Raw genomic sequence first — 17,023 nt, forward strand, 5'->3', positions numbered from 1 at the left:
TCAGCGGTCGACGGCCCCCGCCAGCAACGGCTCCATCATCACGTCGGCGTGCTTGCGCCGGATCGTCTCCATCCGCCACTTGTTGACGAACACCGCGAGCAGCGCGCCGTCGACGGAGCGGTGCAGGACCTCGGTCTCGCTCTCCCGGTTCAGCACCTCCGCGCCTGCCTCGTCGGTGAGGCGGGCGACGGTGTAGTTGAGCTGCTCCAGCGTCACCGGAGCGCCGAACTCGTCGGCCAGCCGCGCGGTGACCACCTCGAACTGCAGCGGCCCGACCGCGGCCAGCACCGGCGCCTGGTCGCCGCGTCGGTCGGAGCGCAGGACCTGGATGACGCCCTCGGAGTCGAGCTGGGAGATCCCGCGGCGGAACTGCTTGTAGCGGCCCGCGTCCTTGGCCCGGACCACCGCGAAGTGCTCGGGGGCGAAGCTCGGGATCGCCGGGAACTGGACCGGGTCCTCGGCGTAGAGGGTGTCGCCGGGACGCAGTGCGCCCGCGTTGACCAGGCCGACGATGTCGCCCGGGAACGCCTCCTCCAGCGTGGTGCGCTGCTGGCCGAACACCGCCTGCGCGTACTTCGTGGCGAACGGCTTGCCCGATCCCGCGTGGGTGAGCACCATGCCGCGCTCGAAGCGCCCGGAGTTGATGCGCAGGAAGGCGGTGCGGTCGCGGTGCGAGCGGTCCATGCCCGCCTGCACCTTGAACACCAGGCCGGACAGCGGCGTGTCGAGCTCCCGCGGCGTCCCGTCGGCGTCGGGGCGCGGGGCCGGGGCGGGGGCGAGGTCGACGAGCGCGTCGAGCAGCCGCCCGACGCCGACGCCGTGCCGCGCCGCGCCGAACAGCACCGGCGTGGCCGTGCCGGCGAGGTAGTCGTCCTCGTCGAACTCGGCGCCGATCTCGCGCAGCAGCTCCAGCTCGTCGACGACCGTCTCGAGGTAGAGCGGCTCCTCCGCGGCGGCGCGGTCGGGGTCGAGCACCTCGACCTCGCCCTTCGTCGCCCCGCCCGCGGTGCGCGTGTAGCGGCGCATCTCGCCGGTGGCGCACTCGACGACGCCGCGCAGGTCGCCCGCGATCCCGACCGGCCAGGTGACGGGCATCGGCCGCAGCCCGATCGTCTGCTCCACCTCGTCGAGCAGCTCCAGGGCCTCGCGGCCGGGCACGTCCCACTTGTTGACGAAGGTGAGCACGGGGATCTTCCGGCTGCGGCAGACGTCGAAGAGCTTGAGGGTCTGCGCCTCCAGGCCCTTCGAGGCGTCGAGGAGCATCACGGCGGCGTCGACGGCGGCGAGGACGCGGTAGGTGTCCTCGGAGAAGTCGCCGTGGCCGGGGGTGTCGAGCAGGTTGATCACGTGGTCGCGGTAGCTGAACTGGAGCACCGCGGAGGTGATGGAGATGCCGCGGGCGCGCTCCATCTCCATCCAGTCCGAGGTGACGCCCTTGCGCCCGGCCTTCCCGTGCACCGCGCCCGCCGAGTCGATCACCTCGGCGTGCAGGGCCAGCGCCTCGGTGAGCGTCGACTTCCCCGCGTCGGGGTGGGAGATCACGGCGAAGGTGCGGCGGCGGTGCGCCTGGGCGGCGATCTCGGTGGCGGCGCGGGGGCGGGCGGGCGACTCGGTCATGGTGTCCCCAGGTTACGGCGACCCCGCCCGGTGCCCACCCGCGGCACGACCCCCACCCGGCGAGTGTGCGGCTGCCACCCGGCGAGTGTGCCGCCCCCGCCCGGCGAGTATGCCGCCCGCGCCCGGCGAGTTTGCCGACTCTGCCCGGCGAGTTTGCGGCTGCCGCCCGGCGAGTTTGCCGCCCGCGCCCGGCGAGTTCGCCGACTCTGCCCGGCGAGTTTGCGGCTGCCGCCCGGCGAGTTTGCCGCCCGCGCCCGGCGAGTTCGCCGACCCTGCTCGACGAGTTGGCCGGCACCCGCCCCGCAGTGTGGGCTCCGCTCCCGGCGAGGTTTGCCGCGATCGCGGGCCGAGTCGGCCGATCGGCGACGGCGGGTGCATGCGCCCTCGGCATACCCACCGAGGCGCAGCGGCCAACTCGCCGGGGTCGATCGGCAAACTCGCGCAGCGGCAGCGGCACACTCGCCGGGTGCGGGCGGCACACTCGCGGGGTGGGGGCGGGGGGTCAGGGGTCAGGGGCTGGTGAGGTGGTGCAGGGCGGCGTCGTGGAGCGTGCCGTTGCTCGACAGGCCGTCGCCGCGGGTGAAGCCGTCGACCCCGTCGAGGCCGCTCAACCGCCCGCCCGCCTCCCGGACGATCGGGACGAGGGCGGCGAGGTCCCACGGGCTCGCCCCGGCGTCGACGGCCAGGTCGATCGCGCCCTCCGCGACCAGGCAGTGCTGCCAGAAGTCGCCGAACGCGCGGGTCTCCCAGACCGCGGCCCCGAGTCGGGTCCAGCGTTCGCCGAGCCCGCGGGCGTCGGTGGTGGAGGCGTAGGCGTCGGCGAGGTCGGACACCCCGGACACCGCGATCCGCCGGGTCCCCGCGGCGTCGCGGGTCCAGGCCCCCCGCCCCGGCGCGGCCCACCAGCGCCGCCCCAGCGCCGGGGCGCTGACGACGCCGACGGTCGCCGTGCCGTCGGTCGTCAGCCCGATCAGCGTGGCCCACACGGGCACGCCGCGGGAGAAGTTCTTGGTGCCGTCGATCGGGTCGAGCACCCAGCCGCGCGCGGCCCCGTCGACGGTGCCGCCCTCCTCCTCGCCGAGCACGGCGTCGCCGGGCCGCTCGGCGGTGATCAGGGCCCGCAGCGCCTCCTCGACGGCGGTGTCGGCGTCGGTGACGGGGGTGCGGTCGGGCTTGCTCTCGACGCGGAGGTCGGCGGCGCGGAACCGGTCGAGGGTGATCGCGTCGGCGGCGTCGGCCATGCGGAGGGCGAGATCGAGATCGGAGTCGCTCACGGGGAGCAGTGTGCCGGGCCTACTGTGACGACCATGACCACCGTCCTGCTCGCCGAGGACGACGCCGCCATCGCCGAACCGCTCTCCCGCGCACTGGCGCGCGAGGGCTACACCGTCACGGTGGCGACCGACGGCGTCGCGGCGCTCGACCGGGTCCACGCCGGCCACGTCGACCTGCTCGTCCTCGATCTCGGCCTGCCCGGCATGGACGGCCTGGAGGTCTGCCGCCGCGTCCGGCTGCACCAGCCCGACCTGCCCGTCCTCATGCTCACCGCGCGCACCGACGAGGTCGACTTCGTCGTCGGCCTCGACGCGGGCGCCGACGACTACGTCGGCAAGCCCTTCCGGCTCGCGGAGCTGCTCGCCCGGGTGCGGGCGCTGCTGCGCCGGCTCACCCCGGAGGCCGTCGAGGTGGCGGGGGTGCGGATGGAGCTGTCCGGGCGCCGCGTCCTCGTCGACGGGGCGGAGGTCGGGCTCGCGAACAAGGAGTTCGAGCTGCTGCGGGTGCTGCTGCTGCGCGCCGGGCAGGTCGTCACGCGCGAGGAGATCCTGCGCGAGGTGTGGAACGACCCGGAGATGAAGACCTCCAAGACGCTGGACATGCACATGTCCTGGCTGCGTCGCAAGATCGGCGGGGAGCGCCGCATCGCGACGGTCCGCGGCGTCGGCTTCCGCTTCAACCACGACTGACCGTGCGCCGCCGCATCCTGCAGTCGACGCTGCTCGTCGTCGCCCTCACCGCGCTCGTCCTCGGCGGGCCGCTGGCCATCACCACCTGGCAGCTCGTCGACGACTTCGACCGCGCCGAGCTGACGTCGCGCCTGGAGCAGGTCGCCACCCGGCTGGAGGGCCCCGGCGCCGCCGTCGACATCGCGGGGCTGGAGCTCGCCGTGCCCCGTGGCGGGCGGCTGATCCTCGAGCAGGCCGGGCGCGCGCCGCTGGTGATCGGGTCCGACGTGGGCGACGACGCGGTCACCGAGACGCTCCCGCTCGGCTCCGGCGGCATGGCCACGATGCAGGAGCCGCGCGCGGTGCTGCTCGGCCAGCAGGTGCAGGTGACGCTGGTGGTGCTGCTGCTCGTCGTGCTGTCGGTGGCGACGGGCACGGTCGTCGCCACGCTGACGGCCCGGCGGCTGGCCGAGCCGCTGCGCGACGTCGCCGACCGCGCGGCCCGCCTCGGTGCGGGCGACTTCCGCTCCGCCCCGGCCCGCCACGGCATCCCCGAGCTCGACGCCGTGTCCGAGGTTCTCGACACCTCCGCCGCCGCGCTCGCCGAGCTGGTGCAGCGGGAGCGCCAGCTCGTCGGCGACGTCTCCCACCAGCTCCGCAGCCGTCTCACCGCGCTCCAGCTGCGCCTCGACGAGCTGACGACGCACCCGGACCCGAGCGCCCGCTCCGAGGCCCTCGCCGCGCTCGACCAGGCCGAGAAGCTCGCCGCCGTCCTCGACGAGCTGCTGGAGGCCGCCCGGGCCGCGCGCGCCGCGGGGGCCGAGCCGCTGGACCTGAGGGAGGGGCTGGAGGCCGTCGCGCAGGAGTGGCGGGCGCCGCTGCGCGCGGAGGGCCGGATTCTGAAGATGCGCGTCCCCGACGGCCTGCTGGCCCGCGTCACGCCGGCCCGCATCCGCGAGGCCGTGGGCGCGCTGCTGGACAACGCGGTGCGCCACGGCGGCGGCACGGTCGTCGTCGCGGCGCGGGCCACCGAGAAGAGCCTGGTCATCGAGGTGACCGACGCGGGCGACGGCGTGCCGGAGGAGCTGATCCCGCACGTGTTCGAGCGCGGGGTGTCGGTCGGGTCGTCGACCGGGATCGGGCTCGCGCTGGCCCGCGCGCTGGTGGAGGCCGACGGCGGCCGCCTGGAGCTCTCCCGCGCCCGCCCCCCGACGTTCACGATCTTCCTGCCGGCCGCCCGCGCCGACGACGTGGTCGGGCCCGGGCGCCGGGCGAGCAGCCCCCGCTAGCTCTCGGGGACCTGGCGGCGCACGTCCTCGTCGGGGAAGACGAAGCGGCGGAAGGCCCACCAGCGGAACGCCATGCCCAGCAGGACGCCGATGATCTGGCCGCTGACGAAGTCGGCGACCTCCTGGGTGAACAGGCTCACGTCGGGCACGCTGAGGTGCAGCAGGTAGCGCGACACCGCGAGCGGGGCGGTGTAGACGGCCACCCCGACGCCGCTGACCAGGAAGAACAGCAGGGCCTCGTGGTGGGTCTCGCGGCCGCCGCGGGTGCGGAAGGACCACTCGCGGTTGAGCACGTAGGACGCGATGGTGGCCACCAGCACCGCGATGATCTTCGCGGTGAGCGGCTTCTCGATCAGCACGGTGTTCTTGAGCAGCAGGAACACGGCGGTGTCGATGATCCAGGTGGTGCCCCCGACCATCGCGAACTTGATCAGCTCGCGGTGCTTGATCGCGACGGAGCGGTACGGCTGGGGGATCTGGGCCAGTACCGACTCGACGACGGACACCTGGTGAATCGTGCCAGAGCCCCCCGCTGGGTAGGCTCCCGGCACCGTGAACCCCTTTCCCGTCGTCGGCATGGTCGGTGCCGGCCAGCTCGCCCGGATGACCCACCAGGCCGCGATCGCGCTGGGCCAGTCGTTGCGCGTGCTCGCCGTAGGCACCGGGGAGCCGGCCGCCCAGGTGTGCGCCGACGTGCGCGCCGGGTCGGCCGACGACCTCGCCGCCGTCCGCTCCTTCGCCACCGGCTGCTCCGCGGTGACGTTCGACCACGAGCAGGTCCCGCAGGAGGTCCTGCGCGCGCTCGTCGCCGACGGCGTCACCGTCCACCCGGGCCCGGACGCGCTGCTGTTCGCCCAGGACAAGCTGGTGATGCGCCGCCGGTTGAGCGAGCTGGGTGCCGCGGTCCCGCCGTTCGCGCCGGTCGGATCGGCGGCGGACGTGAAGGCGTTCGGGGCCGAGCACGGCTGGCCCGCGGTGCTCAAGGCCGTCCGCGGCGGCTACGACGGGCGCGGGGTGTGGATGCTGGACGCCCCGGACGACGCCCTCGTCGAGGAGCTGCTCGCCGCGGGTACCCCGCTGATGGTCGAGCAGGCCGTGCCGCTGCGGCGGGAGCTGGCCGCGCTGGTCGCCCGGTCGCCGTACGGGCAGGCGGCGGCGTGGCCCGTCGTCGAGACGGTGCAGGAGGCGGGGCAGTGCGTGCAGGTGCTCGCTCCGGCCCCCGGCCTCGACGACGAGGTCGCCGCCGGGGCGCAGCGGCTCGCGCTCGGTCTGGCGGCGGAGCTGGGCGTCACCGGGCTGCTGGCCGTCGAGCTGTTCGAACGGACGGACGGCGCGCTGCTGGTCAACGAGCTGGCCATGCGCCCGCACAACTCCGGGCACTGGACGATCGAGGGCGCCCGCACGTCGCAGTTCGAGCAGCACCTGCGCGCCGTCCTCGACTACCCGCTCGGCACCACGACCCCCACCGCGCCCGCGGTGGTGATGGCGAACGTCCTGGGCGCCGACGGTCCGGTGGAGATGGGCATGGACGAGCGGGTCCACCACCTGTTCGCCCGGTTCCCCGACGTCAAGGTGCACCTGTACGGCAAGGCCGAGCGGCCCGCGCGCAAGATCGGGCACGCGACGGTGCTCGGGTCCGACATGGCGGCCGTGCGGGAGCGCGCGGCGCTCGCGGCGCACTGGCTGTCGACCGCGCAGTGGAAGGACGGATGGTCGATCCATGACTGAGCCGATCGCCGGGCCCGTCGTCGGGCTGATCATGGGCAGCGACTCGGACTGGCGCGTCATGGAGGCCGCCGCCGACGCGCTCGCCGAGTTCGACGTCCCGTTCGAGGTGGGTGTGTACTCCGCGCACCGCACCCCGCAGCGCATGCTCGACTACGCCCGCGACGCCGCCGGTCGCGGCCTGCGGGTGATCGTCGCGGGGGCGGGCGGGGCCGCGCACCTGCCGGGGATGGTCGCCTCGGCGACGCCGCTGCCGGTGATCGGCGTCCCGGTCCCGCTGGCGTACCTCGACGGGATGGACTCGCTGCTGTCGATCGTGCAGATGCCCGCCGGCGTCCCCGTGGCCACGGTGTCGGTGGGCGGGGCGCGCAACGCCGGGCTGCTGGCCGTGCGGATCCTGGCGGCGGGCGACGCCACCCTGCGCGAGCGCATGGTCACGTTCCAGGCCGAGCTGGCCGACTCCGTGCTGGCCAAGGATGCCGCGTTGCGGGCACGCACAGCCAATTCCTGACGATATCACCCGTTTGGGTGAAAACCACTCGCCGATCGACAGCGAATGACCCTTTGTCAGGCGCCCGATGAATCGATCCCAGTCCTCGGTCGATAAGGCGTGAACTAAGTTCTCGGTGTCTGCGGGAACGGCTTTCCGCCGGGGAGCGCTATTTCATGGGCACGTTTCCGCCACTGCTGGTGGACCCTGAGGACGCTGCAGCACTGCGTGCCTGGACCACGTCGGCGTCGCTCGGGCCCGCGGCCGTTCGGCGTGCCCGCATCGTCCTGCGCTCGGCCGAGGGCGTCGGTCCCACCGCGCTGGCGGCCGAGCTCGGCTGCTCCCCGCAGACGGTGCTCACCTGGCGCGAGCGCTACCGCGCCGACGGGATCGCCGGACTCGCCGACGCCCCGCGTGCCGGGCGCCCCGTCACCATCGACCAGGTCTCCGTCGTGGAGCGCACGCTGTGCGCACCGCCCCCCCGGCTGCGCATCCGCCGCTGGTCGAGCCGCCTGCTGGCCGCCGAGCTGGGCGTGAGCAACGTCGCGGTGGCCAAGGTGTGGCGCAGCTGGGGCATCAGCCCGCTCGACGGCGGGCACGTGCGTCTGAACACCGAGCCCCCGTTCGACCACTCGTCCGCGGTGTTCGCCGGGCTGCACCTGGACGCCGGAGGCGGCGTGCTCGCCCTCGTGGTCGCCACCGACCTCCCGGACGACCGCATGCCGGTGCGCGCCCGTCCCCGGCTGGGTGCCCGGTTCGGCAGCCTCGACCTCGGCGGCGCCGTCGACGCCGACGGGCTGGCCGGGTTCCTCGACGGGTTCGACGACACCCCGGGCTCGCAGCTGCGGCTGCTCGTCGACCACACCCCTGCGCAGGTCCGGGGCTGGGCGCGACGCCGGGGGGCGTCCGTGCACGTCGTGCCGTCCGGGCTGGACTGGGCGCGGATGGTCCGGGTGGCCGCGGTGCTCGCCGGGGCCACCCCGGTCGGCGCGGCCTCCGTGGCAGGGCTGCGCAGCGCCGTCATCGAGCACCGGTCGGGCCGTCCGCTGCTCTGGCGCCACCCGGAAGCTACTGCATAAAGAACGCAGTAGAACCGTGAAGATTTACCTCACGAATTCGCCGTTGCCGACCGTATCGGGTCGCACCCCGCGGATCGCCGGCGTCGTTTCCCGGTCGTCGGCCCGATCCCGGGTCGTCCATGAGGAGTCAGGTGCGCAGGCACCGTCGCCCGGGCCGGGTCCCCATCCGGTGCTCGGGAAAGGATGGAAGATGTCCCAATCCCCGCACAGGCGCCGGGCTGCCACCGCGATGATCGTCGCCGGCACCACGCTCGCCGCGACCGCACTCGCGCTGGTCCCCGGCGGTGCCGCGACCGCGTCGTCCCACCGTGAGGCCCCGCTGATCGCGGACGCCCCCGCCTACGACAACACCGACGTCTACGCGTTCGTCTCCCCGGAGAACCCGGACAAGGTGACGTTCGTGGCCAACTGGTTCGGCCTCCAGGAGCCGAACGGCGGCCCGACGTTCTACCCGTGGGCCGACGACGCGTACTACAACATCAAGATCGACTCGGACGGCGACGCGGTGGCCGACACCACCTACCGCTACGAGTTCACCACCGACAACGCGGCACAGCAGAACACGTTCCTCTACGCCAACGGCCCGGTCGAGAGCCTGGACGACGAGAACCTGCTGTTCAAGCAGTACTACACGCTGACGAAGATCGACGCCTACGGTGTGGAGACCGTCGTCGCCGAGGGTCAGGCCGCGCCGTCCAACACCGGCCCGGCGTCGGTGCCGGACTACGACGCGCTGATCGAGGACGCCACCGAGCCCGTGGGCAAGGACGGCGAGACCTTCGTCGGCCAGATCGAGGACCCGTTCTTCCTCGACCTGCGCGTGTTCGACCTGCTCTACGGGGGTGACCTGTCCGAGGTCGGCCAGGACACCCTGGCCGGCTACAACGTCAACACCACGGTGCTGGAGGTGCCGATCGACGAGGTCGCGCTCAACGGTGACGGCGCGGCCAACCCGGTCATCGGCGTGTGGAGCACCACCGACCGGGCCGCCAACGTCACCTTCGGTGGCGGTGTCGAGGAGTCGTCCGGCGACTACGTGCAGGTCTCGCGCCTGGGCAACCCGCTGGTCAACGAGGTCGTCATCCCGGTCGGGCTGAAGGACGCCTTCAACGCGATCAGCCCCGACGTCGACGCCACCATCCCGGCGGTCGTCGAGCGGGTCACCGACCCCGAGGTCCCGAAGCTCGTCGAGGCGATCTACGGCATCCCGGCCCCGGCCACCCCGCGCAACGACCTGGTCGAGATCTTCCTGACCGGCATCGCGATCGACGCGCCCACGCTCGACGGTACCGCCGCCCCCATCGCGGCCGACCTGAACAGCCAGATCCTCAACGCCGACGCCGACCCGAAGACGTTCATGCCGTCGGAGATGCTGCGGCTCAACACCGCGATCAAGGAGCCGACCACCCTGGCCGGCGAGCCGACCGAGGCCAGCCGCCTCGGCGTGTTCGGCGATGACATCCAGGGCTTCCCGAACGGCCGCCGCCTCGCCGACGACGTCGTCGACATCGGCCTGCTCGCGCTGCAGGGTGCCGCTCTCGACCCCGCGGTCGTCACCGGCCCGCTCTCCGGCGGCGACGAGGTCGACGCCAACGACAAGGGGTTCGACACCGAGTTCCCCTACGTCGTGGCCGCGAGCAACCTCAACGTCAACGACGAGGCGAACAGCCAGGGTGACGGCACCGTCGCCCAGGGTCGTACGAACGCGCCCGCCACCGACCCCGCGTCCAGCGGGGGTGGCATGTTCGACTTCCTCGGCGACCTGCTGCCGGGCGTCATGACCGGCGCGGCCGGCGTGGTCCTGATCGGTGCCGGTGCCGGCCGGCACCTGCGCGAGAAGTGACCGGCTGACACCGGTCACCGCCTGATCCACCCCGAGAGCCCCGGAGGGTCCGGCTCCGTCCGAGCCGGACCCTCCGGGTCCCGAATGAGAAGGTCGTCACATGACCGGTGAGCCCCGTTCGAGGGTCCCCGCCCTGCTGGTCGTCCTCGGCGCGCTGCTCCTGGTCGGCGCGGTGGCGGGTGCGCTGACCGCTCGCGACAGCACCACCTCCCCGGCCGCACCCACGGCGATGTCCCAGCCGTCCGCCCTGCAGCAGACGATCCAGCGCACGCAGGACGCGCTGCGGCGCAACCCCGGGAACGCCCCGTTGTGGGCGCAGCTGGGCGCCTCCTACGTCGAGCAGGCCCGGATCTCCGGGGACCCGTCGTACTACGGCCAGGCCGAGGGTGCGCTCGACCGGTCGCTGGCCGTCGAGCCCGACGGCAACGGCGAGGCCCTGATCGGACTCGCGCAGCTGGCCAACGCCCGCCACGACTTCGCCGCCGCCCGCGACCTGGGCGAGCGGGCCCGCGAGCTGCGGCCGTACACCGGTGCGGTCTACGGCGTGCTGGCCGACGCCTACACCCAGCTCGGCGACACCGCAGCCGCCTCCGCCGCTATCGAGTCCATGCTCGGTGTGGACCCCGGCCTGGCCGCGTTCACGCGCGCCTCCTACGACCTGGAGCTGCACGGGAGGGCGGACGAGGCCCGCCAGGCGATGCAGCGTGCGCTGTCCTCCGCGCTCACCCCCGCCGACGTCGCCTACTGCCGCTACTACCTCGGCGAGCTGGCCTGGAACGCGGGCGACGTCGACGGAGCGGCGGAGCACTACGCGGCCGGCCTCGTCGCGGCCCCGCACGACGTCGCGCTCGCCCAGGGACAGGCCAGGATCGCGTGGGCGCAGGGCCGCGTCGACGACGCGATCACCGCGTACGCCGACCTCACGACCCGGGTGCCGCTGCCCCAGTACCTGCTGGAGTACGGCGAGCTGCTGGAGTCGGCCGGGCGCGCCGACGAGGCCCGGGCCCAGTACGACGTGCTCGCCGCGGCGCAGCAGCTCTACGCGTCGTCCGGGTCCACCGACGACCAGGTCGCGGCGCTCGTCGCCGCCGACCACGGTGACCCGGCCGAGGCGCTGCGCCTCGCGCAGGGGGAGTGGGACCGCAGGCAGAGCATGTTCAGCGCCGACGCGCTGGCCTGGGCGCTGCACGTCAACGGCCGCGACGCCGAGGCGCTGCCCTTCGCCGAGCTGGCGTCGGCGACGGGCTGGCGGAACGCGACCCACGCCTACCACCGCGGCATGATCCTGGCCGGGCTGGACCGGCGCGAGGACGCGATCGCCGCGCTGGACGAGGCGCTCGCGATCAACCCGAACTTCCATCCGCTGCACGCCCCCGACGCCGTCGCGACCCGCACCCGGCTGGAGTCGGGCGCGTGAGGGTCCTGCGGCGGACGATGGTGCTGATCGGCACCGTCGGGGCGCTGCTCCTCGTGCCGGTCGCGGTGGCGCAAGCCCATCCGCTGGGCGACTTCACCGTCAACCACTACGCCGGGCTGACGCTGCGGACCGACGGCGTCGACGTGCTCGCCGTGCTGGACACCGCCGAGCTGCCCACCGTGCAGCAGCGCGTGGCGGTCGACACCGACGGCGACGGAACGGTGACGCCCGACGAGGCCGCTGCGCACGCCGTGGCCGAATGCGCGGACCGGGCGGCGGTCACCTCGATCACCGTCGACGGGACCTCGCTCGCGCTGGCCGTCGCCTCCTCGTCGGCGGAGTTCCCGACCGGCAACCAGGGACTCGCGACGACGCGGGTGACGTGCCGCTTCACCGCCCCGGCCGACCTCTCCGCGCCCGCCGTGGTCGGCTACACCGACGGGTTCCGTGTCGACCGGATCGGCTGGCGGGAGATCACCGCCACCGGCGACGGGCTGCGGATCTCCGCGTCCGACGTGCCGGCGACGAGCGCGTCGCAGGAGCTGCGGGTCTACCCGGAGGACCTGCTGGCGAGCCCGCTCGACCAGCGATCGGCACGGATCGAGGTGACACCGGGCAGCGGATCGGCCGCGCCGCTCGCCGCACTCCCGCCCACCGGTGTCGGCTGGCTCGACCACCTGCTGGGGCAGGCCGAGGACCTCCTGTCCGGGCTCGCCGCGCGCCCCGAGCTGACCCCGGCCGTAGGCACCCTCGCCATCCTGCTGTCACTCGTGCTCGGGGCGTCGCACGCGCTGCTGCCCGGGCACGGCAAGACGATCATGGCCGCGTACCTCGCCGGGAAGCAGGGCACGCGGCGCGACGCGGTGGCCGTCGGCGCGGCGGTGACGGTCACGCACACCGCCGGGGTCCTCGTGTTCGGTCTGCTGCTGGTCGCCGTGGCCGCGTTCGCGCCGCTGCGGGCGATGGCGTGGCTCGGCGTCGTCAGCGGGCTGCTCGTGGCGGCCGTCGGTGCAACCCTGCTGCACACCGCGGTGCGGCGGCGCCGGGAACTCGGTGCGGTGCCGCCCGCGGAGCGGGTCGGCGTGCTGGTCGGGGTCGGTGTGGGCGGCTCGTCGGCGGGCCACGGGCACGGGCACGGCCACGGTCACGGGCACGGCCACGGTCACGGGCACGGCGGCCACGGGACGGACCGGTGGAGCCGCGCGAGCCTCGTGGGCATGGGGATGGCCGGAGGTCTCGTGCCCAGTCCCACCGCACTGCTGGTGCTGCTCGGAGCCGTGAACCTCGGCCGCACGTGGTTCGGTGTGGCGCTCGTGGTCTGCTACGGAGTGGGCATGGCGGGCACGCTGACCGCGGCCGGGTTGCTGCTGGTGTCGGTGCGTGACCGCCTCGCCGGCATGGAACGCACCCGCGCCTGGCGGGAACGCGCCGGCAGGCTGCTCGCGGTACTGCCGGTGGCCACCGCGCTGCTCGTTCTCGTCGTCGGGATCGGGCTGGCGCTGCGCAGCCTCACCGGTGTCTGACCCGTCCCACGGAACACACAGGAGATCAGGTGCGTCGATTCGCCCCCCTCGGCCTGGCCCCGGCCGTTCTCGTCGCGGCCGTCCTCGCCGGCTGCTCGTCCGGACCCGATCTCGGGCCGCTGTTCGACGACGAGGGGGGAGCGACCGTGTCCTGCCTCGTGCACCAGACCGGCGCGCCGGGCCCGCGCTACACCGAGGTCGAGACGCGCGACACCGCCCGGGTCCTCGCGATGATGAAGTACTACACGCAGTTCGGGGCCCTGCCGTTCTGCGACGGCGACCGGGCGGGCGATGCCGACCGGGCCTGGGGGCAGGCCTACGTCGACCTCGGAGGCGCGGCCGGGAAGGTCCCCACGGTGCTGGGCTGAGGTCGGAGATTGTCGTGGCGCGAGTACCGCATCCGGTCGTAGGGTGGTGGCACACGTGAGAGGAGGTGGTCCAGCGTTGAGTAGCTTCTGGATTCGTGAGGTGGCTGTCCGCTAGCACCACAGAGGACAGTTCTTCGACCGTTGTGGAGCCGGTGTGGTGCCGGCGAGTTCCAGGCAGTCACCCGTGGTCCCCGGGCCCGAGCCCGTCCAGCTCGGCATGCGCATCCAGCGATGCGGCCCGGGGATCACGCACGTCCGGGCCCGTTCAGGACGCCGTGCCGCGCTCCAGCCGGCCGACGGCGATCTCCAGCCGTTCCGCGACGTCGAGCAGGCCGTCGTCGCCGGGGAGCAGGTCGGCGACGCGGCGGAAGCGGTCGCGGTAGGCGTCGAGCCGGTCGGCCGGGGCGCCGTCGGCGAGCCAGGCCCGCAGGGCGAGGTTGTGGGCCGCGACGACCGCGGCCCCGATGACGGCGGCACGCAGGTCGCCGTCGGCGTCGCCGGCGAACCGGCGGCGCAGGTTGCGGGTGAACAGGCGGCGGTAGTGGTCGACGCTGGCCGACTCGCGGTCGCGCAGCGCAGGCACCTGGTGGGTGAGCCGGAAGCGGTCGACCGAGAGCCGGGGGTCGTCGGTGTAGAGGTCGAACACGGTCTCGCCGGCGCGCAGCACCAGGCTCGGGACCGGCTCGTCGGGGTGTGCGGTGGCGAACACCTCCGCGATGCGGGCGAGCGCGGTCTCGTGGTCGGGCGAGATCGCGTCCTCCTTGCTCCGGAAGTAGCGGAAGAACGTCCGCCGCCCGACGCCCGCGGCCGCCGCGATGTCGTCGACGGTGGTGTCCTCGTAGCCCCGGTCCCGGAACAGCGCCACCGCGGCGGCCACGAGATCGCGCCGCACCTCGGCGCGGCCCTCGACGGACCGGCCTCTCCGCGTGGCGCCTGTCATGGCACGCAGGGTAACAGCGAGCTTGCTCAACGGCACGCAGTGCCGTTACGATCCCGGCCATGAACTCCGACTTCGACAGCTACCGGCTCAGCGACGAGCACGAGGCCCTCCGCGACGCCGTGCGCACGCTGGCCGAGAAGGAGATCGCGCCGTACGCGGCCGAGGTCGACGAGCAGGGCCGCTACCCGGTCGAGGCGCAGGACGCCCTGACGAAGGCGGGCTTCCACGCCATCACGATCCCCGAGCAGTTCGGCGGCGAGGGCGCCGACGAGCTCGCCGGCTGCATCGTCATCGAGGAGGTCGCGCGGGTCTGCGCGTCCTCGTCGCTGATCCCCGGCGTCAACGGGCTGGGGCTCACGCCGATCCTGCTCTCCGCGTCCGACGAGCTGAAGCAGCAGGTCTTCCCGTCGATCGCGTCCGGCGAGGCGATGATCAGCTACGCGCTCTCCGAGCGCGAGGCCGGCTCCGACGCCGCCTCGATGAAGACCCGCGCGGTCCGCCAGGGCGACGAGTGGGTCCTCAACGGCACCAAGTGCTGGATCACCAACGCGGGCGTCTCCTCCTGGTACACGGTCATGGCCGTCACCGACCCGGACAAGAAGGCCAACGGCATCTCCGCGTTCGTCGTGCACAAGGACGACCCGGGCTTCGAGGTCGGCCCGAAGGAGCGCAAGCTCGGCATCAACGGCTCGCCCACCCGCGAGATCTACTTCCAGAACTGCACGATCCCCGGCGACCGGATCATCGGTGAGCCCGGCACGGGCTTCAAGACCGCGCTGCAGACGCTCGACCACACCCGCCCGACGATCGGCGCGCAGGCCGTCGGCATCGCGCAGGGTGCGCTCGACATCGCGATCTCCTACGTCAAGGAGCGCAAGCAGTTCGGCAAGCACCTCGCCGAGTTCCAGGGCCTCCAGTTCATGATCGCCGACATGGCGATGAAGGTGGAGTCCGCGCGCCAGCTCGTCTACGTCGCCACCTCGCGCGCCGAGCGGGGCGAGAAGAACCTCGGCTTCATCTCCAGTGCCGCCAAGTGCCTGGCCTCCGACGTGGCCATGTCGGTCACCACCGACGCCGTGCAGCTCCTGGGCGGCGCGGGCTACACCAAGGACTTCCCGGTGGAGCGGATGATGCGCGACGCGAAGATCACCCAGATCTACGAGGGCACCAACCAGGTGCAGCGTCTGGTCATGGCCCGGTCGCTGCTGCGCTGACCGGGGCGGCGACGTCCGCGACGGGCTGGCCGGGTAGGTGGTGGAGGCGCTGCCGTCCGGACGGTTCGTCGTGGACGGGGCTGTTCTGTCGTGTGGTGGTCGGGTTCACCGATGTGCTGCCGCGCCGCTTCCGGTCCTCGACGCCTGGCGGCGTCTGCGGTCCGGGTCGGCTTGCCATCGGATCCCGTGGTGGCGTTTGCTACTGCACCTTTCTTCGGCCGATTCGTAGGTCTGCGCACGTCAGGCCGGTAGAATCGAACGCATGTTCCCATCCGTTCTCGATCCCGGTCCATCGCCGGGTTCTTTGTCCGAGGCCGTTCCCTCCGGGACGTTCGGGCTCGAACTCGATCTCGCCACCACCGATGTCTCCCTGCTGACCGACGCCGATCTGGTGGATGCCGTGGTCGGGTTCGAGGCGATGGTGTCGTGGGCTGCGGCCCGCCAGTTCGCGGTTCTGGCCGAGTTCGCCCGGCGGGGCGGGGACGGATCCATCCGGCCGGTGACCACTGCGGTTCCGGCGCGGGAGTGGGCCGGGCCCGAGGTGGCGATGGCGCTGACCTTGTCGCCGGGGGCCGGGGAGGTACGACTCGCGCAGGCGATCCGGCTCGACGGGGTGCTGCGCCCGACCAGAGACCTGCTGGAAGCCGGCCGGCTCGATGTGTCGCGGGTGCGGCTGATCCTGGACCGGCTCGCCGTCCTGTCCGACGAGAACGCGGTCGCGGTGCAGGAACGGGTGCTGCCTGCCGCACCCGGTCAGACGTGGGCGCAGTTGTCCGCGGCGCTGCGCCGGGCGATCCTCACCGTCGACCCTGACGGGGCCGTCGAACGCCATCAGGCGGCGCGGAAGGAACGCCGGGTCGACGTGTTCCGCGGTGAGGACGGGATGGCGACGGTGTGGGCGCGGATGTCCGCCCCGGACGCCGCATCCTCCTTCGAGTGGCTGACCCGTCTGGCCCGCGGCATGGGCGCCGACGACCCGCGGACGCTGGATCAGCGTCGCGCCGACCTCGCCGCCGCCGCGCTGACCGGGAAGCTGGTCATTCGCGACCCGTCCGCGACGGATGTCGTGACGACGGCTCCGGTGACGCCGGGGAAGCCGTTGATCACCGTCGTGGTCCCGTACTCGACGTTGATCGGGGTGGATGAGGGGCCGTGTGAGATCGCCGGGTACGGCCCGATCCCGGCCCATCTGGCCCGGGACGTGGCCGCGGACGCGGTGTGGCGCAGGCTCGTCACCGACCCGCTCTCGGGCGCGGTGCTCGATCACGGCCGCACCACCTACCGACCGCCCGCCGGGCTGGCCGACCACGTCCGCGCCCGTGACCTCACCTGCCGGGCCCCGGGCTGCCGCCGGGCCGCGACCACCTGCGAACTCGACCACGTCATAGCCTGGGCCGACGACGGCGCCACCGCCGAGGACAACCTGGCCTGCCTGTGCACCGCCCACCACGACCTCAAGGAGCAGCCGGGCTGGCAGGTCACGCTGCACCCGGACCGGTCACTGGAGTGGACCACCCCGACCGGACACCGCTACCGGACCGAGCCCCACCGGTACGCCTGAATGCGGCCCGGGTC

Annotated in this window: 15 protein-coding genes; 11 read left to right on the top strand and 4 right to left on the bottom strand. The window is 73.4% G+C overall.

All coding sequences use genetic code 11. The features are described 5' to 3' along the window. The gene (locus tag H6H00_RS13095; RefSeq protein WP_185721532.1) at window positions 1-1,617 is read right to left on the bottom strand and encodes a peptide chain release factor 3; all 1,617 of its coding nucleotides are present in this window, start codon (window positions 1,615-1,617) and stop codon (window positions 1-3) included. A gap of 509 nt (window positions 1,618-2,126) precedes the next feature. Further along, window positions 2,127-2,858 carry an inositol monophosphatase family protein gene (locus H6H00_RS13100; protein WP_185722405.1) on the bottom strand — a complete coding sequence of 244 codons (732 nt, stop codon included), beginning with the start codon at window positions 2,856-2,858 and terminating at the stop codon, window positions 2,127-2,129. 66 nt (window positions 2,859-2,924) lie between these two features. Here H6H00_RS13100 and H6H00_RS13105 point away from each other — a divergent pair, with 66 nt between their 5' ends. After that, window positions 2,925-3,581 carry a response regulator transcription factor gene (locus tag H6H00_RS13105; RefSeq protein ID WP_185721533.1) on the top strand — a complete coding sequence of 219 codons (657 nt, stop codon included), beginning with the start codon at window positions 2,925-2,927 and terminating at the stop codon, window positions 3,579-3,581. Between the two features lie 2 nt (window positions 3,582-3,583). Then, complete coding sequence (locus H6H00_RS13110) at window positions 3,584-4,849, top strand: ATP-binding protein (RefSeq protein ID WP_185721534.1); 1,266 nt, start codon at window positions 3,584-3,586, stop codon at window positions 4,847-4,849. Here the strand turns inward: H6H00_RS13110 and H6H00_RS13115 are convergent. Next, the gene (locus H6H00_RS13115; RefSeq protein WP_185721535.1) at window positions 4,846-5,355 is read right to left on the bottom strand and encodes a GtrA family protein; all 510 of its coding nucleotides are present in this window, start codon (window positions 5,353-5,355) and stop codon (window positions 4,846-4,848) included. The two genes, H6H00_RS13110 and H6H00_RS13115, sit on opposite strands and share 4 nt — an antisense overlap. Before the next feature lie 46 nt (window positions 5,356-5,401). Between H6H00_RS13115 and H6H00_RS13120 the strand changes: the two genes are divergently transcribed. The 7 genes from H6H00_RS13120 to H6H00_RS13150 all read left to right on the top strand — a co-directional run bounded on the left by H6H00_RS13120 (window position 5,402) and on the right by H6H00_RS13150 (window position 13,294). Beyond that, complete coding sequence (locus H6H00_RS13120; RefSeq protein ID WP_255425727.1) at window positions 5,402-6,577, top strand: 5-(carboxyamino)imidazole ribonucleotide synthase; 1,176 nt, start codon at window positions 5,402-5,404, stop codon at window positions 6,575-6,577. Continuing rightward, window positions 6,570-7,085, top strand: coding sequence for a 5-(carboxyamino)imidazole ribonucleotide mutase (gene purE / locus H6H00_RS13125; protein ID WP_185721536.1), 516 nt, complete (start codon window positions 6,570-6,572; stop codon window positions 7,083-7,085). Before H6H00_RS13120 ends, purE begins: the two co-directional genes overlap by 8 nt. Before the next feature lie 179 nt (window positions 7,086-7,264). Further along, window positions 7,265-8,143 (top strand): helix-turn-helix domain-containing protein, encoded by an 879-nt coding sequence (locus H6H00_RS13130; RefSeq protein WP_185721537.1) that lies wholly within the window; start codon window positions 7,265-7,267, stop codon window positions 8,141-8,143. Between the two features lie 190 nt (window positions 8,144-8,333). Further along, window positions 8,334-9,986: a DUF4331 domain-containing protein gene (locus H6H00_RS13135; RefSeq protein ID WP_185721538.1), complete on the top strand. Its 1,653-nt coding sequence runs from the start codon at window positions 8,334-8,336 to the stop codon at window positions 9,984-9,986. 100 nt (window positions 9,987-10,086) lie between these two features. Further along, entirely contained in the window at window positions 10,087-11,403 is a 1,317-nt protein-coding gene (locus tag H6H00_RS13140) for a tetratricopeptide repeat protein (protein WP_185721539.1), read from the top strand. After that, window positions 11,400-12,926 carry a nickel/cobalt transporter gene (locus H6H00_RS13145; protein ID WP_255425728.1) on the top strand — a complete coding sequence of 509 codons (1,527 nt, stop codon included), beginning with the start codon at window positions 11,400-11,402 and terminating at the stop codon, window positions 12,924-12,926. The genes H6H00_RS13140 and H6H00_RS13145 overlap by 4 nt, the downstream gene beginning before the upstream one ends. A gap of 29 nt (window positions 12,927-12,955) precedes the next feature. Then, entirely contained in the window at window positions 12,956-13,294 is a 339-nt protein-coding gene (locus tag H6H00_RS13150) for a hypothetical protein (RefSeq protein ID WP_185721540.1), read from the top strand. Between the two features lie 265 nt (window positions 13,295-13,559). Here H6H00_RS13150 and H6H00_RS13155 read toward each other — a convergent pair whose 3' ends face one another. After that, on the bottom strand, window positions 13,560-14,234 hold the full coding sequence (locus tag H6H00_RS13155) for a TetR family transcriptional regulator (RefSeq protein WP_185721541.1): 675 nt from the start codon (window positions 14,232-14,234) through the stop codon (window positions 13,560-13,562). A gap of 59 nt (window positions 14,235-14,293) precedes the next feature. Here H6H00_RS13155 and H6H00_RS13160 point away from each other — a divergent pair, with 59 nt between their 5' ends. Together H6H00_RS13160 and H6H00_RS13165 are read left to right on the top strand one after the other, a co-directional pair. Next, complete coding sequence (locus tag H6H00_RS13160) at window positions 14,294-15,448, top strand: acyl-CoA dehydrogenase (RefSeq protein WP_185721542.1); 1,155 nt, start codon at window positions 14,294-14,296, stop codon at window positions 15,446-15,448. Between the two features lie 262 nt (window positions 15,449-15,710). Continuing rightward, complete coding sequence (locus H6H00_RS13165) at window positions 15,711-17,009, top strand: HNH endonuclease signature motif containing protein (protein ID WP_185721543.1); 1,299 nt, start codon at window positions 15,711-15,713, stop codon at window positions 17,007-17,009. The last annotated feature ends 14 nt before the right edge of the window (window positions 17,010-17,023 follow it).

This window comes from Pseudonocardia petroleophila, from assembly GCF_014235185.1.
Taxonomy (GTDB): domain Bacteria; phylum Actinomycetota; class Actinomycetes; order Mycobacteriales; family Pseudonocardiaceae; genus Pseudonocardia; species Pseudonocardia petroleophila.

Bases quoted from the DNA above. Each gene is read 5' to 3' on its own strand.
- H6H00_RS13095 (WP_185721532.1), bottom strand. From the start codon at position 1,617: ATGACCGAGTCGCCCGCCCGCCCCCGCGCCGCCACCGAGATCGCCGCC.
- H6H00_RS13100 (WP_185722405.1), bottom strand. From the start codon at position 2,858: ATGGCCGACGCCGCCGACGCGATCACCCTCGACCGGTTCCGCGCCGCC.
- H6H00_RS13105 (WP_185721533.1), top strand. From the start codon at position 2,925: ATGACCACCGTCCTGCTCGCCGAGGACGACGCCGCCATCGCCGAACCG.
- purE (WP_185721536.1), top strand. From the start codon at position 6,570: ATGACTGAGCCGATCGCCGGGCCCGTCGTCGGGCTGATCATGGGCAGC.
- H6H00_RS13135 (WP_185721538.1), top strand. From the start codon at position 8,334: ATGTCCCAATCCCCGCACAGGCGCCGGGCTGCCACCGCGATGATCGTC.
- H6H00_RS13140 (WP_185721539.1), top strand. From the start codon at position 10,087: ATGACCGGTGAGCCCCGTTCGAGGGTCCCCGCCCTGCTGGTCGTCCTC.
- H6H00_RS13155 (WP_185721541.1), bottom strand. From the start codon at position 14,234: ATGACAGGCGCCACGCGGAGAGGCCGGTCCGTCGAGGGCCGCGCCGAG.
- H6H00_RS13160 (WP_185721542.1), top strand. From the start codon at position 14,294: ATGAACTCCGACTTCGACAGCTACCGGCTCAGCGACGAGCACGAGGCC.
- H6H00_RS13165 (WP_185721543.1), top strand. From the start codon at position 15,711: ATGTTCCCATCCGTTCTCGATCCCGGTCCATCGCCGGGTTCTTTGTCC.